This window comes from Diaphorobacter aerolatus (assembly GCF_014489535.1).
GTDB classification, from domain to species: Bacteria; Pseudomonadota; Gammaproteobacteria; order Burkholderiales; family Burkholderiaceae_C; genus Diaphorobacter_A; species Diaphorobacter_A aerolatus.
Genome location: NZ_CP060783.1, coordinates 292,573 through 316,415 on the forward strand (window position 1 = coordinate 292,573; position 23,843 = coordinate 316,415).

At 55.2% G+C, this 23,843-nt stretch carries 24 protein-coding genes and 1 pseudogene; 14 read left to right on the forward strand and 11 right to left on the reverse strand.

Features of this window, described 5'->3' with window-relative positions; all coding sequences use genetic code 11:
- Nucleotides 1–9: 9 nt before the first annotated feature.
- The 11 genes and pseudogenes from H9K75_RS01415 to H9K75_RS01460 form a co-directional block, all read right to left on the reverse strand.
- Nucleotides 10–854 (reverse strand): annotated as a pseudogene (locus H9K75_RS01415) (alpha/beta fold hydrolase).
- Nucleotides 851–1,204: a hypothetical protein gene (locus tag H9K75_RS01420; protein ID WP_187724483.1), complete on the reverse strand. Its 354-nt coding sequence runs from the start codon at nt 1,202–1,204 to the stop codon at nt 851–853. The pseudogene H9K75_RS01415 and the gene H9K75_RS01420 overlap by 4 nt, the downstream one beginning before the upstream one ends.
- The gene (locus H9K75_RS01425; RefSeq protein ID WP_187724484.1) at nt 1,201–2,091 is read right to left on the reverse strand and encodes an NAD(P)-dependent oxidoreductase; all 891 of its coding nucleotides are present in this window, start codon (nt 2,089–2,091) and stop codon (nt 1,201–1,203) included. The genes H9K75_RS01420 and H9K75_RS01425 overlap by 4 nt, the downstream gene beginning before the upstream one ends.
- A complete protein-coding gene (locus tag H9K75_RS01430) occupies nt 2,088–3,524 on the reverse strand; it encodes an NAD-dependent succinate-semialdehyde dehydrogenase (RefSeq protein ID WP_187724485.1) in 1,437 nt (478 codons plus the stop codon). Before H9K75_RS01430 ends, H9K75_RS01425 begins: the two co-directional genes overlap by 4 nt.
- Before the next feature lie 24 nt (nt 3,525–3,548).
- Complete coding sequence (locus H9K75_RS01435) at nt 3,549–4,526, reverse strand: Bug family tripartite tricarboxylate transporter substrate binding protein (protein ID WP_187724486.1); 978 nt, start codon at nt 4,524–4,526, stop codon at nt 3,549–3,551.
- A gap of 50 nt (nt 4,527–4,576) precedes the next feature.
- Entirely contained in the window at nt 4,577–5,467 is an 891-nt protein-coding gene (locus H9K75_RS01440; protein WP_187724487.1) for an NAD(P)-dependent oxidoreductase, read from the reverse strand.
- 140 nt (nt 5,468–5,607) lie between these two features.
- Nucleotides 5,608–6,855: an SEL1-like repeat protein gene (locus H9K75_RS01445; protein ID WP_187724488.1), complete on the reverse strand. Its 1,248-nt coding sequence runs from the start codon at nt 6,853–6,855 to the stop codon at nt 5,608–5,610.
- Nucleotides 6,856–6,959: 104 nt separating this feature from the next.
- A complete protein-coding gene (locus tag H9K75_RS01450) occupies nt 6,960–8,153 on the reverse strand; it encodes a DUF4384 domain-containing protein (RefSeq protein WP_226858449.1) in 1,194 nt (397 codons plus the stop codon).
- Entirely contained in the window at nt 8,150–8,719 is a 570-nt protein-coding gene (locus H9K75_RS23285) for a hypothetical protein (RefSeq protein WP_226858450.1), read from the reverse strand. The genes H9K75_RS01450 and H9K75_RS23285 overlap by 4 nt, the downstream gene beginning before the upstream one ends.
- 142 nt (nt 8,720–8,861) lie before the next feature.
- A complete protein-coding gene (locus H9K75_RS01455) occupies nt 8,862–9,293 on the reverse strand; it encodes a hypothetical protein (protein WP_187724489.1) in 432 nt (143 codons plus the stop codon).
- Between the two features lie 85 nt (nt 9,294–9,378).
- The gene (locus tag H9K75_RS01460) at nt 9,379–9,879 is read right to left on the reverse strand and encodes a hypothetical protein (protein ID WP_226858451.1); all 501 of its coding nucleotides are present in this window, start codon (nt 9,877–9,879) and stop codon (nt 9,379–9,381) included.
- Nucleotides 9,880–10,636: 757 nt separating this feature from the next.
- Here H9K75_RS01460 and H9K75_RS01465 point away from each other — a divergent pair.
- The 14 genes from H9K75_RS01465 to H9K75_RS01530 all read left to right on the forward strand — a co-directional run bounded on the left by H9K75_RS01465 (nt 10,637) and on the right by H9K75_RS01530 (nt 23,571).
- On the forward strand, nt 10,637–11,422 hold the full coding sequence (locus tag H9K75_RS01465) for a LuxR C-terminal-related transcriptional regulator (protein ID WP_187724491.1): 786 nt from the start codon (nt 10,637–10,639) through the stop codon (nt 11,420–11,422).
- Between the two features lie 90 nt (nt 11,423–11,512).
- Complete coding sequence (locus tag H9K75_RS01470; RefSeq protein WP_187724492.1) at nt 11,513–12,286, forward strand: sensor histidine kinase; 774 nt, start codon at nt 11,513–11,515, stop codon at nt 12,284–12,286.
- A gap of 1,146 nt (nt 12,287–13,432) precedes the next feature.
- Entirely contained in the window at nt 13,433–14,095 is a 663-nt protein-coding gene (locus H9K75_RS01475; RefSeq protein WP_187724493.1) for a hypothetical protein, read from the forward strand.
- A gap of 280 nt (nt 14,096–14,375) precedes the next feature.
- On the forward strand, nt 14,376–16,433 hold the full coding sequence (locus tag H9K75_RS01480; protein ID WP_187724494.1) for an RHS repeat protein: 2,058 nt from the start codon (nt 14,376–14,378) through the stop codon (nt 16,431–16,433).
- Nucleotides 16,430–18,337, forward strand: coding sequence for an RHS repeat-associated core domain-containing protein (locus H9K75_RS01485; RefSeq protein ID WP_187724495.1), 1,908 nt, complete (start codon nt 16,430–16,432; stop codon nt 18,335–18,337). The genes H9K75_RS01480 and H9K75_RS01485 overlap by 4 nt, the downstream gene beginning before the upstream one ends.
- Before the next feature lie 30 nt (nt 18,338–18,367).
- Complete coding sequence (locus H9K75_RS01490; RefSeq protein WP_187724496.1) at nt 18,368–18,592, forward strand: hypothetical protein; 225 nt, start codon at nt 18,368–18,370, stop codon at nt 18,590–18,592.
- A gap of 96 nt (nt 18,593–18,688) precedes the next feature.
- On the forward strand, nt 18,689–19,030 hold the full coding sequence (locus H9K75_RS01495) for a hypothetical protein (RefSeq protein WP_187724497.1): 342 nt from the start codon (nt 18,689–18,691) through the stop codon (nt 19,028–19,030).
- A gap of 209 nt (nt 19,031–19,239) precedes the next feature.
- Nucleotides 19,240–19,902, forward strand: coding sequence for an RHS repeat-associated core domain-containing protein (locus tag H9K75_RS24990; protein WP_187724498.1), 663 nt, complete (start codon nt 19,240–19,242; stop codon nt 19,900–19,902).
- A complete protein-coding gene (locus H9K75_RS01505; RefSeq protein ID WP_187724499.1) occupies nt 19,902–20,171 on the forward strand; it encodes a hypothetical protein in 270 nt (89 codons plus the stop codon). The genes H9K75_RS24990 and H9K75_RS01505 overlap by 1 nt, the downstream gene beginning before the upstream one ends.
- 181 nt (nt 20,172–20,352) lie before the next feature.
- Nucleotides 20,353–20,724 carry a hypothetical protein gene (locus H9K75_RS01510; protein ID WP_187724500.1) on the forward strand — a complete coding sequence of 124 codons (372 nt, stop codon included), beginning with the start codon at nt 20,353–20,355 and terminating at the stop codon, nt 20,722–20,724.
- A gap of 344 nt (nt 20,725–21,068) precedes the next feature.
- The gene (locus tag H9K75_RS23300; protein WP_226858667.1) at nt 21,069–21,251 is read left to right on the forward strand and encodes an RHS repeat-associated core domain-containing protein; all 183 of its coding nucleotides are present in this window, start codon (nt 21,069–21,071) and stop codon (nt 21,249–21,251) included.
- Nucleotides 21,252–21,543: 292 nt separating this feature from the next.
- Nucleotides 21,544–21,903, forward strand: a complete 360-nt coding sequence (locus H9K75_RS01520; RefSeq protein WP_187724501.1) for a hypothetical protein — start codon at nt 21,544–21,546, stop codon at nt 21,901–21,903.
- 303 nt (nt 21,904–22,206) lie between these two features.
- Nucleotides 22,207–22,692, forward strand: coding sequence for a hypothetical protein (locus H9K75_RS01525; protein WP_187724502.1), 486 nt, complete (start codon nt 22,207–22,209; stop codon nt 22,690–22,692).
- Between the two features lie 570 nt (nt 22,693–23,262).
- Complete coding sequence (locus H9K75_RS01530; protein ID WP_187724503.1) at nt 23,263–23,571, forward strand: hypothetical protein; 309 nt, start codon at nt 23,263–23,265, stop codon at nt 23,569–23,571.
- Nucleotides 23,572–23,843: the final 272 nt, after the last annotated feature.

Here is a 23,843-nt window from a genome sequence, read left to right on the forward strand (position 1 = left end):
TATGTTTTTCTATTGAATCTGCGCGAGCACCGGAAGCAGGTGCTCGATGAATTGCGCAGGCGATTCGCTCATCGGGAAATGCCCGAGTCCCGGCATGATCGTGAGCCTTGCGCCTGCAATGTCCTTCGCCAGCGCCTTGGAGTCCTCGGGGTGCAGGAATAGTCGTATTCGCCGGTGAGCAGATAGAGCGGGCAGCGCGCCGTGTCGATCTTGCTGACCATCTCGCGCAGATCGCCTTCGGCCTTGTAGAAGTACAGATCGCCTTTGAACACACCGGGGCCGCCCTGCATGTAGTGCCACAGCGTTTCCCAGCGATCAACGGAGCTGGCATGCGGGCCGATCAGGCCCGAGACGATTCCCGCGCAGACTTCGCCACCGTGCACGTCGGGCCGATGCAGCCATTCGAGGTTGTAGTAGGGCGCGACATGCGCTCCCGATTGCAGCCCGATCAGCGCCTTGAACCGCTCCGGCGCCTTGAGCGCGAGGTGCAGCACCACGCGGCCGCCGATCGAGCAGCCCATGGCAACGGGGTTGCGCACGCCAAGCGCGTCCATCACGGCGAGTATGGTGTCTACGTAACGTTGCGACGTGAGCTGGTATTCGTGCGTTTCCCAGCCTTCGGGCGGCGACGACTTCCCGTGGTAGGGCAGATCGAAGCAGATCACCTGAAAGCGGTCGGTGATCCGCTGGCTGTTCATGATCGCGCGATACTGCCGTGAATCGCTGCCCGCAGTGTGAAGACACAGTAGCGGCTGTCCCTTGCCCGCCGTTTCAAAGTAGATGCGGTGGTTCTTGCCATCGATACCGACGTTGACGTATCCGCCGGTGATGGGTTCGATAGGGGAAGCGTTCATTGCACGACACCTCCGAGCGACTTGATGAGGTCCTTGAAGTAGAGAAGGTTGCTCATGAACGTGTGCTGATCGCCTTCGAGCTTCAGTTGTTTGAATTTGATCATCGCCATCAGGTCGTGAAAACCGGGCGTGGGTGTGGGCGCGTAGTATTTCTCCCAGGACTTCGCATCGGCGCTGAGCCGAAAAGTCCAGCGCGGCATCACGAACGGTCCGGTCTGCATGCTCTCGATTGCGCCGTCATGAATGCGGATGAGCCATTCCTTATCGCCACTTTGAAGCAAGAAAGTGACGTTCACGAAACGGCCCCGGTATACAAGCCAGTCATCCATAGAAAGGGGAGAATTGCTCATGACGCACCTCCGGATCTGGCGATGACGCGGTACATCACCGGGTAGTAGTTGTCGCCGAAACCTGCATTCACCGATTTCTGCAACTGGTCTGCGGTCAGTGCGGTGGCTGGATTTGCGAGTTCAACGGTCTCGGAGAGCGCGAGTGCGAGCTTCAGGTCCTTGAGCGCATAGGCCGTGGAGAACATCTTTTCGGGGAACACATTCTTGGCCAGATAGTTCGCGCCCGTCAGCTTGAGCGCGAACGAAGCCGCCGAGCCAAGCGACAGCGCATCGGCGAGCAGGTCTTTCGAGACCCCGGATTTTTCGGCCATGGCAAAGGCCTGCGCCAGGGTGTGCACCGTATTGAGCAGCACCATGTTGTTCAGGATCTTCACGACCTGACCGGCTCCGGTGGGGCCGCAATGCAGCACGTCACTTCCCATGCATTCGAGTTGCGGCTTGATGACCGAGAATTGCGCAGCGGTGCCGCCAACGGTGATCAGCAGCGTCCCATTGTTCGCGGCCTCGCGACTGCGCGCGACCGGCGCGTCGATGAATTCGATGCCGGATTGCGCGAGCGCCGCAGCGAGTACCCGGCTGCGTTCGACGTCGCTGGTGCTCATGTCGACGATGGTCTTGAGTGTCCTGGCCTGGGCAGCGAGACCGTCCGCGCCCGTGCAGACCGCTTCCACATGGTCGATTGCGGGCAACGAGAGAAATACGATGCTCGCGTTCTCCGCGATTTCCCGGATGCTGCTCGCGACCACGCCGTCGTCGGCAAGAGCGCGCACGTTGTCTAGGTTCAGGTCGGTGGCCAGCACCGTGCAGCCCGACTTCTGCGCGAGATTGCGGCACATGCCCATGCCCATCACGCCCACGCCGATGAATCCAAGTACGGGTTTGGTCATGCTGTCAGCCCTCCCTGGCGCACGCACTTGACCTTGAGGAATTCGCGAAGTCCTTCGATGCCGCCCTCGGAGCCGAGGCCGCTGTCCTTGTAGCCGCCAAACGGTGTCTCGGGCAGCGATGCCTGCAACTCGTTGATGCAGACGACGCCGCTTTCGATCTCGTTGGCGAAGCGGTGCGCAAGCCGCATGTCGTTGGTGAAGGCATAGGCCGCAAGTCCGAAAGGCAGGCTGTTGGCTTCGCGCAGCGCCTCGTCGGCGTCTTTCACCGGAATCAGCAGTGCCACGGGACCGAAAGGCTCGATCCGTGAGGCATCGGCCTTTTTGTCGCGCAGCGCGAGCACGGTGGGTTCGTAGAAAAAGCCCGGTCGGTCACTGATTGCCTTGCCACCGGCGAGCAGTCTCGCGCCGTTTTCCCTTGCGTTGCTCACCAGTTGCTCGATGGCCAGCAGGCGGCGCCGGTTCTTGAGCGGGCCCATTTGCGCATCGGCATCGAAGGGATCACGCACGCGCAGCTTCATCGCCTGTTCGGCAAATTTCTCGCAGAACGCGTCATAAATGCTTTCGTGCACCAGAAAGCGCGTCGGCGACGTGCAGACCTGCCCGGCGTTGCGGTACTTGGTGGCGGCGGTAGTCGCGGCCACTTTGTCGATGTCCACGTCCTTCCAGACGATCACTGGCGCATGGCCGCCGAGTTCCAGCGTGGCGCGCTTCATGTGCAAAGCCGCCTTGGCGCCGAGCTGTTTGCCGACCTCGGTGCCGCCGGTGAAGGTGATCATCGCGATGTCCGGCGCGCTGCAGAGCTGATCGGCAATCGCTGCCGGGTTGCCAAACACCATGTTGACGAGACCTGCGGCAGCGCCCGCGCGCTCGCAGGCCTGGGCGATCAGCAAGGCCACACCCGCCGTTTCTTCGGACGGCTTGATCACGATGGAGCAACCTGCGGCCAGCGCCGCGCTGATCTTGCGCGATGGCGTGATCGCAGGCGCGTTCCAGCCCGAAAATCCCGCGACCACGCCAATGGGTTCGAGCTGGGCAATCTGCTGGATGCCCGGCGAGCGCGCGGGGATCACGCGGCCATAGAGCCGCCGCGCCTCTTCGGCGGCCCACTCGAACATCTCGGCGGCGGTGTCCACTTCCTTTTGCGCCTCGCCGTAGGGCTTGCCGAGTTCGCTGGCGATCTGCGTGGCGAAGTTGTCCCGGTCGGCGCGCATTTCCATCGCAATCCCGCGCAGCAGTTCCAATCGCTGCGTCGCGCCGCTTTTTTTCCAGGCCGCGTGCGCCTGTTTCGCGCATTCGATGGCACGCGCGACATCGTTCGCGTCGGCCATCGCATAGCTTCCAATAGGCTTGCCGCTGGCTGGCGAGATCACCTCGAACTGCTCGGCCGACGAGCCCGCGCAGAACGCGCCGTTGATGTACTGTGAATATTGCATGTGCCTGTCTCCGTCCTGCCTGGATTACTCCAGCACGATGTTGGATTTCCTGATCACGTTGGCCCAATGCGTGGACTGCTTCTGGATGTAGTCCTTGAACTGCGCCGGCGTGCTGGTGAACGGGTATTGGTCGAGCGTCAGCAGCTTGGACTTGACCTCGGGACTCGCCATGATTTCGTTGACCGCGGTGTTCAGCTTGCTGACCACGTCGGCAGGCAGGCCCGCTGGGCCCATCAAACCGTTCCACGGCTCGGCCGCAAAGCCCGGAAGCTTTTGCTGGCCGATCACGAGCGTGTCCTTGAGGCCCTTGTCCGCTTCCGAACTGGCGGAGGCCAGGATGCGCAACTTGCCCGCCTGCACCTGGGGAATCGCAACCACACCGGCGAGAAACGCAAAGTCCACGCGCCCGGCGACCAGGTCGGTGATCGCGGCGGAGTCGCCCTTGTAGGGCACGTGCAGCGCGTTGATTCCGGTTTCGTTCCTGAACCATTCGCCCGCGAGGTGATTGACCGCGCCATTGCCCGCCGATGCGTAGGTCAACTGGTTGTCCTTCTGGCGCGCAAAGGCCACCAGTTCGTCATAGGTCTTGAACCGCGAGTTCGGTGGCACGGTCAGGTAGTACGGGTAGCTGGCGACCAGCGCGATTGGCGTGAAATCCTTGAGCGAGTCGTACTGCACGCCTTTTTGCACGAAGGGAATGATCGACAGGGTGCTGCTGCTTCCGATCATCAGCGTGTAGCCATCGGGTGCGGCCTTCTTCACGAGATTCGCGGCAACGGCGCCGCTGGCTCCGGCCTTGTTGTCGATGATGAAGCTCTGGCCGAATTTCTGCGAGAGCTTTTCGGCGAGAACGCGCGCGACGACATCGGTCGGCCCGCCCGCCGAAAAGCCGACCATGATGGTGACGGGCTTCTCGGGATAACCGGCGGCGGTGGCGAGCGATGCGCCTGTCATGGCGGCGATGGCAACGGCGTGGGCCAGCGTGCGGCGTGTGATATTCATTTTTGTCTCCTGATTTCTCAAAGGCGGTGCGTGGGGTCGAGGCGCTGCGTTCAGAGCCGGATTTTTTCCATGCCGTTGGCCTCGGCCCAGAAGTCGGTCAGGCACGACGTGTCCTGGCCGGCCTTGCCCGCAGCGAGCGCCATGCGGAAGATGTTCTTGGTGGTGTCGCAGACCGGAAGGGCGACCTGAGTGGATGCGCCCGCGCTGGAGGCCAGCGAGATGTCCTTGTAGCCCAGCGCGAGATCGAAACCCGGCGTGAGGTCTCCGGCGAGCACCTTCTTGGGCCACTTCTCCTTGAGTTGCCCGTTGCTGGCCGTCGTGTTGGTCAGCACATCGAAGGTCTTCCGCACGTCCAGGCCCAGCGCCTTCGCGAGCACCAGCGCTTCGGAATTGATCTGGCAGTAACTCAGCACCATCATGTTGTTGATGATCTTGGTGCGCGTGCCGCTGCCCGCGCAGCCGCAATGGTGGATCGTGGTGCCCATCTGGTAGAGCACCGGCTCGACGGTCGGCAGATGCTGCTCATCGATGCCGAGCATGAACAACGATTCGCCGCGATCCGCATGCATCGCCAGGCGACCCACGGGCGCATCGCCGAACGCGATGCCAGCGGCCGTGAACTCTTTGTTGAGCAGATCGACGGTATCCACGTCGATGGTGCTCATGTCGATGTAGATGGCTCCGGGTTTGAGGTGGCTGATGATGCCGTCGTCGCCCAGTGCCACTTCCTTGACCTGCGTGGGCCCGGGCAACATGGTGAACACGAGATCGGATTTCTGGCAGAGCGAGGCCACGTCCTGCGCCACTTGCGCGCCCTCGGCCTTGAGTTGCGCAGAAGCCGCCGCGTGGATGTCGAAAACGATGACGTTCTGTTTCTTCGTGACGAGCGAGCGCGCGAGCGAAAGGCCCATGCGGCCCAGGCCGATGAATCCGATTTGCATGAATTGTCCCCTGTTGATGGGGTCAATTTATCTAGATCACTGGAGCGCCTGCGAGAGATTTCATCGTTTTGATATGAATATTTCGCACATCTGAGAGCCCTCAGACGGTGGGAGGAGGCGCGCGGCAGGCATCATCAGGGTTATTTCTGACCCACCGACCGATCCCTGCGCCATTCCTGCGGAATGAATTCATAGAGCGGAGTCACGTCGCGCACATACAGCACCGGCGTGGGAGGTGAGGAGAAGTTCAGGATTGCGCCCTCGGCCGTCACGTCCATGCTGGCGAGCTGGCGCATCCACGCGACGTTGACCGAGCCACCGGGAGCGGGGCGCGAATAGATGAGTTCGAGCATGCGGCGTGCGGCGGCATTGCCCCCCGCTGCGGCCAACTGGTAGAGGCGGATGGCCTCGCTGTAGTTGGACGGGACACCATCGCCACGGTGATAGCGGCGCGCCTGTTCGTACCAATCATCCGGGCTTTTTTTCTTTGCGGCGGAGTTGATCGATGCGCCCGTTTGATTCTGCTCGATGCGAACGCTCAGCAGTTTGGCATTCGAGGCGGCGGCGGGCGAGCGCGCGGCGGCCTTGTTGAATTGCTGTAGCGCGAGGTCGTAGCGCGACGCGGTCACGTTGATCAGGCCAAGCTCATTGAAGGCCGATGCGTTGCCAGCCTGCGCGGCCTGCTGCAGCAATTGCAGCCGCTGCGCGTCGGGGTCGCTGAGCAGCGCCTGCGAGGCGTTGCCGCCGTGAACCGGCGCAAGGCGGTCCTGGATCTTCCAGTCCAGAAACAGCGCAAGGCCCGTGTTCGCGTTCCTCAGTGGCGCGAGATAGGGACGCGCCGCGCCCGGCGATGGCGCGCCGGTGCAACCATCGATCTCGCACCACGCGAGGCCCGCGTTCGACAGCGGTTCGTTGAGCGTTCGGGCGCGTTCGAACCAGGTTCTGGCGAGCGCGCGATCAACCGGCGCATGCTCTCCATGCAGATAGAGCAGGCCCAGCAACCAGGCGGTGCGTGCGGCGGTGCGTTCCGCGGCACTGCCGCGTTTGGGATTGCCTTGCGCCACGGATTGCAGCTTGCGGATGCGCTCGGCGTCCGTGTCGTTTTCGTCCGGCTCCATGAGCTTGGGTGCGGCCGTGCCCGGCGTGCCGGTGGGCTTGATCGCCGGTTGGCGAACGCTGGTTCCTGCCGGCTGGATCGCCGCGGGCCGGGAGACGCCTGCGGGCTGCACCGGCGCTTCGCCCACGTGTGACGGCTGAATGGGCGCTGGCGCGACGGCGCGCACCGTCGCGTCGGCGCGTCCGGACAGGCATGCCAGCGTGGCGACCGACAGGCAGACAACCGCAACACACGCGCGTTTCACGCCAAAGGCGACGGCATCCTCATGCATGAAATACCTCCTCTCGTGACTGCGATGGTTGTCGTCTGTGGCGCAGCGGGCGTGCTTCTTGTCTCGCGATGGCGCGCCCCGATCCCTGTACGCTCTTTTCTTGCTCAGACGTTGGGCGCGGGCTTTGCGGAGGTCGGCTGCTGCTGCACGGGCTGTGCCTTGCGCGGAATCACACGCCACTCTACTTCGGACTTGGAGTACGGTGCATCGCCGAGTGCATGACGGAACGCCTGCTCGACATCGTCGACGTTGCGGTAGCCGGGAATGTTGACCACGCCCGTGCCTTGCAGCGGTGCCGGCAGCTTGTCCAGCACGTCTTCAGCGGTCGCCAGACACGCGAGGCGCTCGATGCCGGGCTGGCTTGCATCCATGATGAAGGCCGGGTTCGGCACCAGCCAGTCGGGCAGTCGCAGCACGGTGTTGGCGGGCACGAGCGAGCTGCGGTTCGTATTGTTGGGCGTGAGGCGCATGACGTTGCCGACCGCATCGTTGAAATAGCAGTACACATGCGACGCCCGGGACACCGTGGCGGAGGCGAAGACCTGTTCGCCGACCTCAAACGTGGGCTTCTCGCCCGGCACGAGCGGGTTCTTGATCTGCACGTCGATTTCGCGCTCCGGCGCGGTCAGCGACGTCAACTGGATTTCCTTGGAACCCTTCACTGGCAGATAGGCCATGTACGACTTGCTCTCCGGCTCGCCGCCATTCGGGCCGGACGGCGTCCAGCCGATTTGCCGCAGGTGGCCGGAATTGTCCAGCGTGACGAAACGGTTCAGCGCCCGTTCGTAGGTGCGGAAGTCCATGGTGCCGGTCGGCACGATGCCGTTGTCGGTCTGAAAGCGGCCCAGCGCATCGCGCAATTCGCGCGACTCCTTGTCGAGCACGTCGATGCCCGGCGGCAGGTAGCCCTGCGCGATCAGCGAACTCTGGATCAGCTTGGCCTGGGCGACGCCGCCACTGTCCACATACCATTCGCGCATCTGGCGCTGGAAATCGGGGTGTGTCTGATCGAGCGTCAGGCACTGCCAGTAGGGCACGCGCGACCACTTGCCGATGAGTTCGATGGTGGCCAGATCGACCAGCGTGCGCAGCGCGCCGCCCGCGCCGATGGCATAGTCCCGGCCCACGTTGAAGGTGACGCCGTAAGTGCCGATGCGCCCGGCCAGATCCAGGCCCTGGCCGCTGCCACCGATCACCACTTCGTTGGCCGAGTCGAGCCCCGGAATCAGCGTGCGGGTGCGAAAGTCGCCGATATGCACCTCAAGACCGATCACGGTCGCGGTGCGGCTGGCACTCACGCCGAGATCGATGCGCGGCCCGAGAGACCTGCGTCGTTGCGGTTGCTCATGACGCTCTGGTCCACAAACGCAATCGCGCCCGACATGTACAGGGCAGGGCGCTGCAACTGCATCTGGTTGTTGTTGAGCAGGATCGTGGTGAGGTTCTGCACCGTGTCCTGCTGGACGATGTTGACCTCGTAGTCCACGTAGCGAAACGCATTGGAGCGCCGCGACATCTGCGACAGCGCCGTGATGATCATCTCCTTGATGCCCACCGGCACGCGCGTGGAGTAATCGGTGAACTGCTTGCTGGTGATGAGCGTGGTCGGCAACTGGGCCGCGCGCAGCATCTCGTCCATGCACATGAGCGAGTCGGAGAAGCTAGAAATCGAGCGCACCGGCCGCACCACGGGCCGGTCGGTGGTGTAGGCGGTCTCGTGGTAGCTCGCATCCTTGCGCGGATCCATGGGTGTCGAACAGGCGCCGAGAAAGAGCACGCTCGCTGCACACCCAAGCCATGACCAAAGCCGCAATGCACGCCTGCCCGACGTGCTTGCGCGTGAGGTTGATGTTGCAGAATTCATCGCAAGTCTCCCTTGTTGTTCGTGCAGCGGTGAGAGTGAAGGGCAAGAAATCCGGCCCGCGCGGCGAGACCCGAGGCGAGGCTGGTGCGACGTTCCGACATGCGGATCTCGTCGCAAAAGCCCCGGCTCACAAAACGTCCTGTCAGAAGCAGACGTTGACCATATCGCCGCGCAACACGACCACCTGATCCCCGTTCGGACTGACCTGTCCCTTCGCGGCACCCGTCGTCGCCGACGCCGCTGTCGTGCTGCCCACGGACTGTGCGCAGGTGACCTTGCCGCCCTGCGTCTTGACCGTCTGCACCACATCCTTTTCGGTGTAGATGCCGGTGGTGTCCGCAGAGAACGCCTTGGCCGTGTAACGCGACAACTTGGCCTGCTGCCAGGCCGGAATGCCGTTGGTGTAGTCGATAGGGTTCGACGTCCTGTTCTGGTTCAGGGGCAGCATCTGCACCTTCACCTCCTTGTTCAGGACAATCGGATCCTCACCCGGTGCCTGCGCCAGTGCACACACCGGTGCAGCCAGGCAGATAGCCGTTGCCATCAGCAAATAACCGCCAGTGCGGTGGTTCATGATGCGGCCTCCTTACAGTTGCGAAAAGTTGCGAAAACGGAAAGAAACGACACCGGGTCGCGAGGACCCGATGTCACCTTTGCCATCAGTGGCAGCGGCCACCTGGGCACGGATCTTCCGCGCAAGCGTCGTTGGAGGAGATGTTCTGCACAGCGACCGACAGCGATCCCTTGGCCGCGTTGATGGCAGCCGAGCGACCTGTCAGGCTGGCGTACTGGTACGAGCTGGCATTGGCCGCGACCGTCACGTTGCCGAAGTTGGAGGCAATGTTCTGGGTAGCCTTGGCGCCGTTGCCGTCAGCCAGGTTCGAGACGTTGGCGCGGTTGGCCATAACGGTCTGTGTGGAAGTGCCCTTGATGTCGACTTCACCGTTGTTGCTGGCCAGGTTCTGGCGAGCGACGGAGTAGTCACCCTTCGCCTCGTTGGTGACGGTTGTGTCCTTCAGGTTGGCGGTCTGGTAGGACTTGCCGCTAGAGAAAATTTCCACATCGGCCGCATTGCTGGCAATGTTTTGCAGTGCCTTGTTGTTGGTGCCCGACGTGTTCTTCGCCGTGCTGTCGTTCATGTAGGTCTTCTGTTCGCTCACGCCCGAAATCGTGATGGAACCGGGACGGACTGGGCCGGCTGCAAAAGCAGCGCTGGCAACGGCTGTCAAAGCGATAAATGCAATAGCTTTCATGACGGTCTCTCCTGTAACGTGCCAAGAAAACCGCGTATCCGGATTGATGAGGTGGCCCGGACACTGCGGCGGAATGGACAAATGCAGTTGTTTGTTCCCTCGTGCATTTGTCTGGCTTCAGTGTCTTTTGCAAACCGCAGGGCAGAAATCGCCAGAAATGAGTACGCCGAATGGCCGAGGCGACGAACTCTCAAGCGCCTTGTCAAGCCGTGTTTTCGATGTTTAACAATGTTCGGCGATGGGTAGGAGGGCGTCGAAAACGTGTTAGTTGCAACTTGTAAAAACCGAAATCCGATGAAAGAAACAGCGAAAGTTCCGTGTGGAGTGTTTCGGTTGCTCGAAAAGTGAATCAGAAAATTGAAAATTACAACCGTTTTAGCTCAGCAATTGTTTGGATTGCTGCGTGCTGTAACCTCAATTTGAGATATTTCACGTGCAGGCGGATGCTGTGGAGTGGGTTTACGTCTGATTGTGGGTAGTTTCTTTTTGTAAATTTAGCATCTATATATATAAATTACCCCGAGGCTGGATAATTGTTTGCAATTGCCTTAACGTGTAGGCACTTCATAGCAATCTTGAATTGTCATAAAAACATGGATAGTAAAAATCTTAAGACATTTCGATTGTTTTCTCGATACCAGCTGCAGAGGACGGAGGGGGAAACATGTCATATCCTGAATCGATTGATAGCCGCGGGGAGGCGCTCGTAACGCCCGGAGCATTCGCCGCCGCCCACGGACGAAACACCTTGACGGTCTGGCCCAATTTTCTGGTGGGCCAGGATGACAAGCCGGTGCGCGTCATCCTGATCGACGACGACGAACACATGCAGCGCGTGGTCGCGCAGGAACTCATGCTCGACGCGCGCACCTTGCTCGTGGGCATGGCGTCCAGCGTCAAGGAAGGGCGCAGGCTCATCAAGCAGCATGAATTCGACGTGATGCTCGTGGACGTGAACCTCAACGACGGGCTCGGGTATTCGCTGATCGAACTCATGAAGTTCCAGCGCCCCTCGGCCGAGGCCATCATGTTTTCCATCATGGAAAGCGATGAGCAGGTGCTGCGCGCATTCGAGGTCGGCGCGACCGGCTATCTGGTCAAGCACTCGTGGTTCGGCAACTATCCGCAGGCCGTGCTGCAGGTGGCCAATGGCGGGGCCTACATCACGCCACATCTGGCGCGTCGGCTCATTCAGAAGTTTGATGCGCGAAACGGTACGTCCTCGGCGAGATCCGAATCCAGCGGCTCGCGCGAATCCGAATTGCTTTCACAACGCGAAAAGGAAGTGCTGCGCAACGTAGCCAACGGCTACACCAGTGCGGAGATCGCAACGCGGCTCGAAATCAGCATGCTGACCGTGAACTCGCACATCAAGAACATCTACCGCAAGCTGCGCGTACGCACACGCGCGCAGGCCGTGCAGTTCGCGTCATTGCGAAAGCTGTTCTAGTTTCAGTCAGCCGGCGAGGCGTCCGCGTGCGCAGTTGCGCGCGCGAAGGTGAAGGGAGCCAAAAGCCACCGATCGATAGCAAAGGCAACAATGGTGCATGTCAGTCATCCGGCCATTCTTGTATTTGGCGTGCTTGCATGGCTGTTGCAGTTCGCGCTCAAACTGGTCTGGGTCACCCAAAATTCCGTCGCCGACTCCACCTGGCCCTGGCTCTGGGCGCTGGCCTTCGTCGTCGATCTGCTGGTCGCTGGCGCGCTCGTGGTCCAACTGATCCGCGCCCTGTACTGGCATCCACGCGGCAAGGCGCAGGTGGCCGCGGCCGTGCGAAAGGAACGCGACCGCATCGCACGCGAACTGCATGACCAGGTAGGCTCGCAGCTCGTCAACGCGATGATGCTGTTCGACGCCCAGCAACACGACAGCAGGATGAACCCGGTAATGCTGACGCTGGAGCAATGCATGCTCGATCTTCGCCTGCTGGTGGACGTGATGAGCGACAGCAAGGGCAACCTCGCCGAAAAACTGGCAACCCTGAGGCATCGCCTGCAACCCGTGCTCGACAAGCGCGGCATCCAGCTCCACTGGATGATCGACGCAGAACCCGACGACCAGCTACCCACCGGCAGACGTGCGCGCGAACTATGCCGCCTCGTCCAGGAAGCCGTGAGCAACGTGCTCCAACACTCGAAGGCCACGGAACTGAAGATCGAACTGCGCCCATTCACCGAAAGCGGCCACAACCGAGACTGGCTGCTGCGCGTCGCAGACAACGGCGTCGGCATCCACAACAGCGCGAATGATGGCTACGTGGGACGTGGACTCGAACACATGAAGCGACGCGCGCTTCGCGCGGGGGGGTTATGAAAATCGTCTCGCAGGCTGGGCCGGGTACGCAGATTGTTGTGGTGATTGGGGGGAGTGGTTGGGGGATTGGTTCGACATACGTTCTTCACCAAATCCGCGCGTTTGAAGATGTAGGTACGTATGCAAACGACAAAGCCCCTGAGGGTCACAGACTGGACAACGCGTGAATAAAGCTTGGAATTTGCGCCTGATGAGCCTGAGGGCTGGACTCTTCGTACCGCAATTCAGAAGGAGAAATTGAAATCTCCTGCTTGCGAGCAAGGCTCTTCACAAACTACCTCACCCACGGAAGTTTGGCTACGCCAAAATTCCGTACAAACCCTATAACCCCGGAAAATTATATATGAAAGAATTTTGCCGGAATTAGGAAGCCTCGGCAAAGCCGGATTTTCTGAAAATTCAATCTAAGCAGATCAACAAGCTACGAGTAGTGAGTGGCAGAAAATAAGGGTTTGCAGACTCTCCTTAGCGCTACTAATCATGCAGAATGAAAAAATGATAATAACTGAAAAAAATATAAGAGTCCTCACAAATTTGCAAATTTGAAAAATGAACATTACTGATTTTAAATTAATTTGATTATCGGCACTAAATTTTTAAAAAACATGAAACATATGTTGGTGTGCAAGCTCAGTTTGGCGATTTTATACCTCCATGCGACCCTTAAAATTTAAAAGTGGAATTTTTTGATTTTATCCTCATTCTACACATGGAATGTATTATTCGGAAGTGCATCTAATTGCTGCAAATTTTATTTAGGCTCCGCTGAATGTATTATCGCGAAATTATAAAAAGCCATAGGGTAGCTATCTTGAATATTTCCCTGTTTGAGCTTCTCGGTCTCATCTCCGAAAAATTAACACGTGCCTTGCGATCACTTTTTGCCGTCATATTATTTTTGAATATGTTTGGCACAGCGCAAGGGAGTCGATTCCAAATACGCCGAAAAATCTTTAGTAGCAGACAGGCTGGCTCGATCATGGTACACAGCCGCTGATTACTAATTATATTCAATTTTCCTATGCAATGATAATCACTGTACGGTGCGTAAAAATATTTTGCCAAGTGCATTTTTCTAATCTGTTGCAGCGACCCTGGTAATGATGCGATTTTCGCAAAAGGCGCTGATTTTTAATTGTATGCTGTATGAAAATTATTAATATTTTATTTCTTCTTCTTATGTTTTTTTGCAGCGTATCCAGGGCAAATTATTTGATGCCGGGCTGGATTAGCAATGGTGCACGAGGCACGGAGTTCGAGTCTCCAGAAAAAGCATGTCAGGCAGTAGCAATTGGTGCTGGTGCAGGGTATTCATTCGCTAATATTACACAAATCAACGGATCTACCGGGTACTATTGTAATCTAAGAAATCTAGCTAATTATCCAAATGTATTCACTTATGCACTCGTTGAGCAGGCTGTTTGCCCGGTTGATCCGAGATGGGTAACTTCCTATTATGCCAGTGGACTGAGATATTGTAAAATGTTTAAGATGGAAATTTTAGGAGCGAATACAACAAATGCGCTTCCCTCTATCCATGGTCCAGTTGAGCAAACTATAAGAACCTCGTCTATCGACGGACTTGAAAAAAATGTGCATATAGTTTTAAAAACAATGAGAGGGCAAACGAGCGCTGGGTACACAAATGAAAATGGTGAAATATCTTTTCTCCTTGTTCCTCCTGATATTGTAGGGGCTCAAATTGAAATTTCTGCGAGTTGCTTAAATTGTGAAAACTCCGTAAATAAAACCATCACTGTATTTCCCGTAAATTTGGAATCGCCTAAGCCACAAATGTGCCAACGTTGATAGTGTCTCGAATCGCCTCCCAACCGGTGCTGGCTAATACCATGAAGCAAATAATGATCAACCGTTCCCAGCTAAAGCCTGTTTCTTTCAAACATATTTGGCGCGTCTTGGCTGGAGGTGCCTTTGCCGTGTTGTTTGGCCCTGCCCAGGCCCAGAGCATCCCAAACGGCCCGAGAACTTCCAGACGCAGACAGACTGGCTCGATTCCAGTCCCCAGCCGCTGACTATTGGCCATATTTATCGCAGTTTTGGAGATTCTGGTGAGGATGCAGATATTGGCATGGGAAAGGGCTGGATGCATTCATGGATTGCCCGGCTCAAGTTGCCCAGGTACTACGACGGCAAATATCCGTCCAGCATTGCGGTGCAGATGCCTTCCGGGGTGTCGGCGCTGTTTCTTAAGGACAGCGGGGAAGGGGCGCCGTGGTTGCCCGCCACTGGCGCGGATATGCTCATTAAAACGATGGAAGGCAACTGGCAGTATTACCGCGCGAGTGATGATAGTTGGTGGAGCTTTGACCACAAGGGCTGGCTGACCAAGGTTGCCTTGCGCAATGGCTGGGCGTATGACATCTTCCAGATCAATGGCAGGGTGCAGTCGGTCACCAATTCCTTTGGCCGCAAATTGAATTTTGGTTATAGGCCCGATGGCAAACTCAACGCCGTCAGCTTGCCCGATGGCAACATGATCAATTATGACTACAACGCCAGCGGAAGCCTGAGTTCGGTCAAGGTCAACGACGATCCGAGCCGCATCTACAGCTATGGCAATGCGACTTTCCCCAGTCTGTTGACGGGGATCGGTACCGGCCAGGGCAACCAGATTATGGGCTTTGCGTACAACGCCGACGGGTCACTCAAGGAGACGTCACGGGCCGGTGTTGGCGGCACCTACCGAGTCTCCTATTCAGGCGCGGCGGGCGTGGGCTCCGCCGGCATGCTGGTAGCCGCCGGTACAGACAATCCCGACTGGTACAAGGCATCAGTCACCACGACCGACCCCAATGGCAATAGCACTACCCGCCAATACCAAGGCACGGCTGCCGGTGTGCGTCTGGTGGGGCAGAACAATGCCCGCTTCTGGGATAAATTCAAGGAGCAGCTCAATGCTGATCTTCTGCCCGCCTCCAAAGAGGACTTCAAGGGCAACAAAACCACCTACCAATGGAATGTCGAGCGACAACTGATCACCCAGATAGTCGCTGCCTCCAACCGGGCAGAGGCGCAGAGCACGCAGATCGAGTGGCATGACACTCTGTCCTTGCCCACAAAGATCACCGAGGCAGGTCGCACCACGAAGCTGAGCTATAACAACGGCGGTGATCTGTCAGGGTCTTTGGTCACGGATACCGTCAGCGGCAAGTCCTACTCGAGCGCCTGGGCTTATAACCCCAATGGATTGCCTTATTCCTACACCGATGCGGCGGGCCAGACTGTGTTTGGGTATGACACGAAGGGCAACCTCAACAAGATCACCGATCCACAAGGGCGCATCAGTCAGTACACCCACGATGGTGCGGGCCGCATCCTGACTGCCACCGATCCCTCAGGCCGAAAGCGCGCATACAGCTACAACCCGCGCGGACAACTGACAAGCTACAGCGATGGCAGTCTGCTGACTACGCTCACGTACCTGCCCAATGACAAACTGGGCACCATCACATTCGCCAATGGCTATGCCATTGCTTACCAGTACGATGGTGCCCGGCGCATCAGCAACTGGACGGACAACCGCGGCAACTCTGGTCAATACACATTGGATCAATGGGACAACCGCACCAATGAATCCATCAGGGACAGTGCAGCCAATGTAGCCCTGCTGGTGCAGCGCTCCATCAATAGCATCAACCGCGTCAGCAGCGAAACCCTGGGTGGTATCCAAAGCACCACCTTGACCTATGACGCCAATGGTGACTTGGCCACGGCCAGCAATGGCCTGGGCCAGACCACTGCGGTGGCTGTCGATGGCCTGCGCCGCTTGACCAAAATCACTAACCCGTTGAGCAATTCGGCCGTCCTCAGTTATGACCAGCTCAATGCCGTCACCCAGGCCAAGGACTTCAAAGGCCTTGCCACCAACTACACCCGCGATGCGCTGGGTAATGTCGGCCAGGAAGTCACACCGGACGCAGGCGTAGCGAACGCAACCCATGATGCACGCGGTCTTCTGAAATCGACCACCGATGCGACGGGGCGCACCGTTGACATGGAGCGCGATGCCCTGGGCAGAATCACCCAATTCAACTACAACAACGGCACCCGTTCGCTGCTCAAGTACGACCAGACAGGCACCAGCTACAACACCCCCGAGGCCCGAACGCCAGCATCGGATCCTTGAGCGAAGTACAAGACCCAGGCGTCACCACGCAATACCAGCGCGACGCCCTGAGCCGTATCGCGCGCAAGACGCAGAGCCTCAGCGGAGGAGAGACCCGCTCCACCAGTTATTCCTATGTACCAGCGGGTCAGGGCGGCGCTGGCAGTTTGCAATCCATCACCTATCCCAGCGGCAAGACGCTCACCTATACCTACGATGCGACGGGGCTGATCACTGGTATGTCGTGGAACGGAGTTCCATTGGTGTCCAGCCTGCAATGGAATCCCATGGGCATGCCCAACCGCTGGAACTGGCCCGGTATCAAGATATCGCCAACGGATTCCTCCCCGCTTCTGGAGAATCGACAGTACAACACCGCCGGTCAGCTCATCCACAGCGGCTTGCTCGATCTCAGTTGGGACGCCGCGGGGCGCGTGACGGCGATTGCCCAGAGCCACATGATCCCCGCCAATGGCAGCGCAGCAGAAAAAAAACCTGCGCAACGCGGCATGATCTCCAGCAGCTTCACCTACAACGCCGTCGGCAATCTCACGGCCAGCGCTCATGCGCTCATGAGCAGCCCCGCAGTGACCTTGCCGACCGGTGTGACCTTGCCGGATCTGATCGGCTACACCAGCCTTGGCTACAGCTACGATGCCAACGGCAACCGCACGAGCGGCGTCTTCACAAAGAACACCGGAAGCGGAACCCCCGCTGCGATCACGCGCACCTACACGACCACGCCCGGCACCAACCGTCTGGCCAGCGTGACGAGCACCAGCAACGCTGGCGCAACGATCCCCGCCAAGAACTACCAGTACGACGCCAGCGGCTCGCTCATCAGTGCGGCAGGGCAATACCTGCACTACGGCCCCAACGGCAGGGTCGCCAAACTGACGGGCACGGCCAGCAGCGCCGACCCGCAAGCGGTGAGCTACCTGTACAACAGCGCGAGCCAGCGCGTCCTCAAGACGGACGCCCGTGCGGCAGCAGCAACAGCAGCAACAGCAGCAGTCACCGAGCATGCCTTCTACTCGGACGAGGACGGCACCAGCCCGCTGGGTTTCTACAGCAACCAGCGCAGCAGCGACTCAGTCGCCCCCGCGGGAGAAAACGACTCCACAGAAATCCTGTACCTGCCCACCGCCAACGGCCTGATGCCCATTGCCGCACAGATCAACGGACGAATCCATGCGATCGATACCGACCACCTGAACACCCCGCGCCGACTCACGAACGCCGACGGGCAAGTGGCCTGGCAATGGCTGATCACCGGCTTCGGCGAAGTCGCACCGACCACGGGAGCCAACGGCTATCTGCAACCCGGCAGCGCCGCACCTGTTGCGCCGAGCTATGCACCGGCGGTGACATTCAACCTGCGATACCCCGGCCAGCAGTGGGATCAAGAGACAGGGCTCGCCTACAACATCAACCGGTACTACGATGCGAGCAGCGGGCGGTATATTCAGGCGGATCCGATTGGGTTGGATGGGGGGTGGAATCGGTTTGCTTATGTTGGTGGCAACCCTTTGAAAACTACGGACCCCTCTGGTTTAGCTCCGAATTGCAGATTCGTTGGTCCGGTTTACCAGTGCGACTTTACTCCACCCCCAACCAATCCTGATTGGTCACCGGGCCCGCCTGTTGCTTCAGGCTCTCCAGCGCTCAACCTACCACCAGTGGAGTCCACGCTTTGCAAAATTTCTCCACTCATGTGCGCAGGCCTGACTGGTGGGCGCGGTCTTGTCGACTTGTGCACGAATAGCGAGAGTGATCGCTGCAAAAAGGCTGTAGAAACCTGCGCGAGTTCTTGCGCCGAAAAATACGCAACCGGCACGCTTCCCGGAAGTGGACGGGATATAGCGAGCCGAATTCGAGTTTGCATCCGCAATTGCATGCGAGACAATGGCTGTAATGACTATTAATCCAAAATTAATATCTAACGAGAAAATAACATGAATTTCCAAGAAGCCAAAGAATTAATAGGTTCTGCACAAAATATTAATGATCACCTGAATAATATGGCAGATATGATAAATTCCATTCAAGATTATGAACTTCAAAAAAATATCAAGTTGGAATTGGGTCAAGTTATGGGAAAGGTTTATCTGGGTTTTATACATCCAGTCATTGTCCAATTTCCTGAGCTTGATCCTGATACCCCAGTGGAAAATTCTTGAGACTCAAATCCACTTATTTCATTTAGATGAATTCCCTCTTCCATTTAGAGTGGCTCACACCACCGATCCACGAAGCGTTTGCAGACGGAGATATGTGTGAGTCATAATAATTTGCAAAGTGCCTTCAAACTCATATCAGATTACAAACGAGGAAAACTGGAACCCGATAGTGATATTAGTGATGAGCAAATTTCTCTTCTGGATTTACTCTGTGTAGATCTTCTACCAGATGAGAAATTTTCTTTAACGGAGTTGGGTGTTCTTGTAGAGAAGATTGCACAAGCCGACACTAGGTGGAATAGAGAGTGTCAGTTCACTATTAATGAGTTCTATGCTTTGAAGGAAGCGGGGAAAATAGCTGAGGCTCATCAAATTCGATGTGCTTTTGTTAAGGCATGTCCTTCTTCTTGGTACAGGGAAATTGTTGAAAATATTTAAAACACAGGTGTCGCGATAGTTTCAATAAAACAGCAGCGACTCGGTCGCTCCAATATGAGAAAACGACTCCACAGAAATCCTGTACCTGCCCACCGCCAACGGCCTGATGCCCATGGCCGCGCAGATCAACGGACGAATCCATGCGATCGATACCGACCACCTGAACACCCGCGCCGACTCACGAACGCCGACGGGCAAGTGGCCTGGCAATGGCTGATCACCGGCTTCGGCGAAGTCGCACCGACCACGGGGCCAGCGGCTATCTGCAACCCGGCAGCGCCGCACCTGTTGCGCCGAGCTATGCACCGGCGGTGACATTCAACCTGCGATACCCCGGCCAGCAGTGGGATCAAGAGACAGGGCTCGCCTACAACATCAACCGGTACTACGATGCGAGCAGCGGTCGGTACATTCAGGCGGATCCGATTGGGTTGGATGGGGGGTGGAATCGGTTTGGTTATGTGGAGGGGAATCCGCTCAAGTACACCGACCCTACGGGGCTCGTAATACCTGCTCCGATCATTGCTTGCGCAGCGAACCCTGTGTGTGCGGCAACGATGGGTGGTATTGTGGTTACTGCCGCAAATGCATGCAAACAGACATTCGACTGGATGTTCTCCAGGCGCCCAGATAAAGACACGCGAGACCAAGCGGATGAACAAGCTACGGACGAAAATGGGAGACTGAGGTGCCAGTACTGCGGTGATGTCTTGACTACAGAGCCAGGCCAAGGCAATTCCCGCGAATTCGACCATGAAAAACCTTGGTCGCGAGGTGGAGGTTCTGAAATAGATAATATCTTAGACAGTTGCCGAACTTGCAACCGGGGAAAGGGTAATCGATTATTTCCAAGCGAGTGGACTCCAAAATAATGAAAGATATACATATAAAATGTTATGTTTGCGTTCATGTTTTTGAAGATACGCGACCCGTTTTGTTAGTAAGTCGTCCAGATGGTGATTGGTGTTTTTTGTGTGGTGCTGATCATGCTAATAATGCCAATGCTTATCGAGTTGTTGGTATCGGGCATGTTCTTGAAAATGATATTAGTATTGATGATGTAATGGATTTAAAGCCCGATTGGGAGGCAGAGAGGAAAGATATTAAATCTGATTGGATACGAACTCCAATCATAGATTAAATAACAGAAAATTTAATAATCAAAATGCGATCTGCTGTCGGGAAATTTCGGTGGCGAAGCGAATGGCGAGGTGCTTTGGGGATGGGAAATTTAGACCCCGACTCTCCGATACCAGACCAAGGGCCTGGTCGAGATATGGGGCGGGGAGCAGGACGAACACCTCACGATACAGGAGAACGAAATGTCAATAGTCATGAAGAGCATTCAAGACGTCCCAAAGGGAATCCAAATGGTGCACCGCGCCGATAAGCATTCATCACAATGGTCCATGCCTGCTTCTAGCGGAAGATCGGCGTTTTTCTGCACATTTTTGATGCATGCGGAAAAATCTGAAAATATAGTATGCACATTAAATATAAAAAGCGATTTTTGGAAACGAGGAATTATAAACCATGAATCAGTGATGGTAAATGACATTAATGTTGAGTTGTCTCAAGTTTTATTAAATCCAAAAGCAATTCAAATGCTTCAAATAAAAATGAATAAATGGCTTGAAGGTGGGGTCTTTTTGAGATTGAGATTGGCGCAATTGGAGAGAGCGATCAGAAGTTGAGAGTCGGTCTTGAGTCGGATGTAAATTTGCTGTGCACAGCATCCAAACCTGCTTTTGTTGTCCATTATTCAAGTGGCTCCGTAATGCAGGCACGTTGGTCATTCTTGGTTGATCAATCGTGCATTCGGATTTGTTCAGATGAAATCAAAATCTCATTGGAATCAATATGCGTATAAAAAAATGGTCACCGAGGATTACATAGTCGAGTATGAGCTATTTTGCCAAAATGGTGATTTTGGGGGCAAAAGATACGACTTTAGTCCAAGGTTGGAAAAATATCTGTCTCCCTCGGGTAGTTCACTTCCCGCACTGCGCAAAGCTATCCACCGGCGGCGACATTCAACCTGCGATACCCCGGCCAGCAGTGGGACCAGGAGACAGGACTCGCGTACAACATCAACCGGTACTACGATGCAAGCAGCGGGCGGTACATTCAGGCGGATCCGATTGGGTTGGATGGGGGTGGAATCGATTTGCTTATGTGGAGGGGAATCCGCTCAAGTACACCGACCCTACGGGTCTTGTGATACCTGCTCCGATCATTGCGTGCGCAGCGAACCCTCTGTGTGCTGCAACGATGGGCGGTATTGTGGTTACAGCCGCAAATGCTTGTAAACAAACTTGGGATTGGGTTTTCAACCAACAGCAACCTGATCCTCTAGCACCAGCAGGGAATGCTGGACACTCCACTGGTACAAGTGAGTCGACACGAGGCAAGCATGAAGCGGGAGATGCGCGTCGCGGTAGAGATCGCGGAGGAGAAAGTGGAGACTTGAACCGAGACTTGCCTAGAAGAAAACCCGACGGATGGAAAGGTCCTTGGCCTCCCAAGTAATTGGACTCAATTTGATGAATAAAAGAACTCTTTGCATTCAAATTCAAGATGTCTCGTTAGATAGCGAGATGTTATACATCGATTATTTGGCTCACTGTTTCTTCGCTTTTAGTGATTCAAGCATTGAGGACTTTCAAATGAAATTTGATAAAAAAAACAATGTCTTAAATTTGAATTTTTCATCAAATGATATTATTGAAACATGGAGGCTAGTATCTAATAATTTCAATCCTGAAAAAAATGGATGCATTGCAGCTTTAAAAAGAAAATGGATTGTAGTTGCTCAAGGTGATAAAGAGTGGGATGACTACGTTCTTTTAGATTCTTACCAGCAATCTATATAAAAGCTGGTAATATACATGTCGGGTGAAATCTCTGGGTACGTGGATAGCTATATTAAAATCAACGGTGTGAAAATTTATTGTGATTAATAAGTTGAAGTGCAACTCCTGAATCTCAAGATTATCGCCATTTTTATGGGAAATCTGTACTCGATGAGCCGAATTTACCAAGACATTGGCGGGGAAGGCAGATGATGGGCAGTATTACCGATTCAGCAACACCAATGATGGCTCTGCTCATTTCTCAGGAAGCTTTCCATCAAACAGTAACTTGATCCCTCCTTATACAAGAAGTCGGTTAGATTAATGATCTTTGGTAATAAAAAAATATTTGCTGTGGAGTGCGAGAAAAGCGGCACATTTAGTGGTACGAAAATTGTGCAAGCGTGTCTCTATATTAATAACCAGAAGATCGGGGTTTTTGAGGAAACGGCCATTTCTGGAACTATATTACTAGCAATTGCCTCATTTTTAAAATTCTCGAATCTCCGATGTAGTGAAGAAAATACCGATCATACCGCTTTTGATATGATTTACAAATCAATGTATGGGAGGGATTGGAGAATCGGTATTGAGAAAAATTATAGAGATAAATACTCAATTCATGACATATTCGAAATTGCAGTCGCAGATCAAGGTTATGTCGTATATCTTACGACCTTCTCTCAGGAAAATTCTCGTATTTTAATAGGAAGCAGAGAGGGAAAGTATTTTGGTTCCGTCGATGTTTGTGAAAAATATGTAAACCATATGTTCTTGAAAATCTTTGACTGGATCGAGGAGGAGGAGTAAGTTTTGCAGACGTGAATGGCAATTCACCCCTCAATTTCACAGGCGGACTGATGTGCTGTCGTTGTGTTAAGGATAAGTTATGGCCTGGCAACCAATTGATTGTAACGCGATCCGGAAGATTATTAAAAAAGAATTTAGTGAATTGCCGTATGGTCTGAAAACAAAGTTTTCTGAATTATTTGATGAACTGGAGGAAATTTCTTGCAATAGAAACGACGGCGTCAGTAGTGAGAAGGTGTTCATCATAATTCGCTCGTCGACTCATGTATTAATTTTTGATGATGTTGAGTAGGAATTCGGCGTTGCAAGACTAACTAGTCATGAAAGACTCATTCAAAACTGGGCGTTATTTCCGAATTTCGGGAGTGCAATTAGAAATTTTCTAAATGAAACGCCATAATCCAACTTTAAGCTTCCGGGTTTTCCTTCGTCTAAGGCGAAAGCTAAATGTCATTCGCCTCGATTAAGGGGTATGGAGCTTTTTTACTCACATCGGTTTTGGAAATGATATCGCAATTGGCACCTACAGCGTGGCTATGACATCAATTAAATTTCCAAGAGTGATATATGATGACTGAATTTGAAAACAAAGCTCATGCATTCATAGTCTTGAATGTCTTCGAGCAAATGCTAGAACTTGGGAGAATAATTCACAATCTTTCAATGGCTGCTCGGGATACCTATGAAATTGGCTCTGGTGGCGTCACAAATCCTGGTAAGCTGCGCAGAATTAACGAAGTCATTCAACGAATATCTTCTTTGCAATTAAGCGTCGCATCGGACAACAAAGAAGATCTCGATTCTTTCATTCAGTCCTCATTTGAAATGTTGGAGCTAGAAATAGAGGATTTAAAGATTCCTGGGAAGTTTTTTAGATAACGAAAATAGGATCTTATTGAATATAAAAAGCCATCTGTAACCTTTCGTCAGCCGCGACGGCTGGGAGTTCAGGTGGCTTTATCGTTGGTGCCCACGTTGTTTGTTCGCTGCGAACTGGGCTGCGCCAATATCGCCTCAATCACTTCGATCACCATACGCTGGCGAGGCTTGCGCAGCGTGGTGATGCGCTCCAGCTAAGACTCCAAATCAAATACAAGAATGCGCTTTCTTTGATCGCTCGATCTGAAACCGTAGACATTGGAAACGCGCTC

Excerpts from the sequence above, each read along its gene's own strand:
- H9K75_RS01420 (WP_187724483.1), bottom strand. The coding sequence starts at position 1,204 with ATGAGCAATTCTCCCCTTTCTATGGATGACTGGCTTGTATACCGGGGC.
- H9K75_RS01425 (WP_187724484.1), bottom strand. The coding sequence starts at position 2,091 with ATGACCAAACCCGTACTTGGATTCATCGGCGTGGGCGTGATGGGCATG.
- H9K75_RS01430 (WP_187724485.1), bottom strand. The coding sequence starts at position 3,524 with ATGCAATATTCACAGTACATCAACGGCGCGTTCTGCGCGGGCTCGTCG.
- H9K75_RS01435 (WP_187724486.1), bottom strand. The coding sequence starts at position 4,526 with ATGAATATCACACGCCGCACGCTGGCCCACGCCGTTGCCATCGCCGCC.
- H9K75_RS01440 (WP_187724487.1), bottom strand. The coding sequence starts at position 5,467 with ATGCAAATCGGATTCATCGGCCTGGGCCGCATGGGCCTTTCGCTCGCG.
- H9K75_RS01445 (WP_187724488.1), bottom strand. The coding sequence starts at position 6,855 with ATGCATGAGGATGCCGTCGCCTTTGGCGTGAAACGCGCGTGTGTTGCG.
- H9K75_RS23285 (WP_226858450.1), bottom strand. The coding sequence starts at position 8,719 with ATGAATTCTGCAACATCAACCTCACGCGCAAGCACGTCGGGCAGGCGT.
- H9K75_RS01455 (WP_187724489.1), bottom strand. The coding sequence starts at position 9,293 with ATGAACCACCGCACTGGCGGTTATTTGCTGATGGCAACGGCTATCTGC.
- H9K75_RS01465 (WP_187724491.1), top strand. The coding sequence starts at position 10,637 with ATGTCATATCCTGAATCGATTGATAGCCGCGGGGAGGCGCTCGTAACG.
- H9K75_RS01470 (WP_187724492.1), top strand. The coding sequence starts at position 11,513 with ATGGTGCATGTCAGTCATCCGGCCATTCTTGTATTTGGCGTGCTTGCA.
- H9K75_RS01475 (WP_187724493.1), top strand. The coding sequence starts at position 13,433 with ATGAAAATTATTAATATTTTATTTCTTCTTCTTATGTTTTTTTGCAGC.
- H9K75_RS01480 (WP_187724494.1), top strand. The coding sequence starts at position 14,376 with ATGGGAAAGGGCTGGATGCATTCATGGATTGCCCGGCTCAAGTTGCCC.
- H9K75_RS01490 (WP_187724496.1), top strand. The coding sequence starts at position 18,368 with ATGAATTTCCAAGAAGCCAAAGAATTAATAGGTTCTGCACAAAATATT.
- H9K75_RS24990 (WP_187724498.1), top strand. The coding sequence starts at position 19,240 with ATGGCTGATCACCGGCTTCGGCGAAGTCGCACCGACCACGGGGCCAGC.
- H9K75_RS01505 (WP_187724499.1), top strand. The coding sequence starts at position 19,902 with ATGAAAGATATACATATAAAATGTTATGTTTGCGTTCATGTTTTTGAA.
- H9K75_RS01510 (WP_187724500.1), top strand. The coding sequence starts at position 20,353 with ATGTCAATAGTCATGAAGAGCATTCAAGACGTCCCAAAGGGAATCCAA.
- H9K75_RS01525 (WP_187724502.1), top strand. The coding sequence starts at position 22,207 with ATGATCTTTGGTAATAAAAAAATATTTGCTGTGGAGTGCGAGAAAAGC.
- H9K75_RS01530 (WP_187724503.1), top strand. The coding sequence starts at position 23,263 with ATGACTGAATTTGAAAACAAAGCTCATGCATTCATAGTCTTGAATGTC.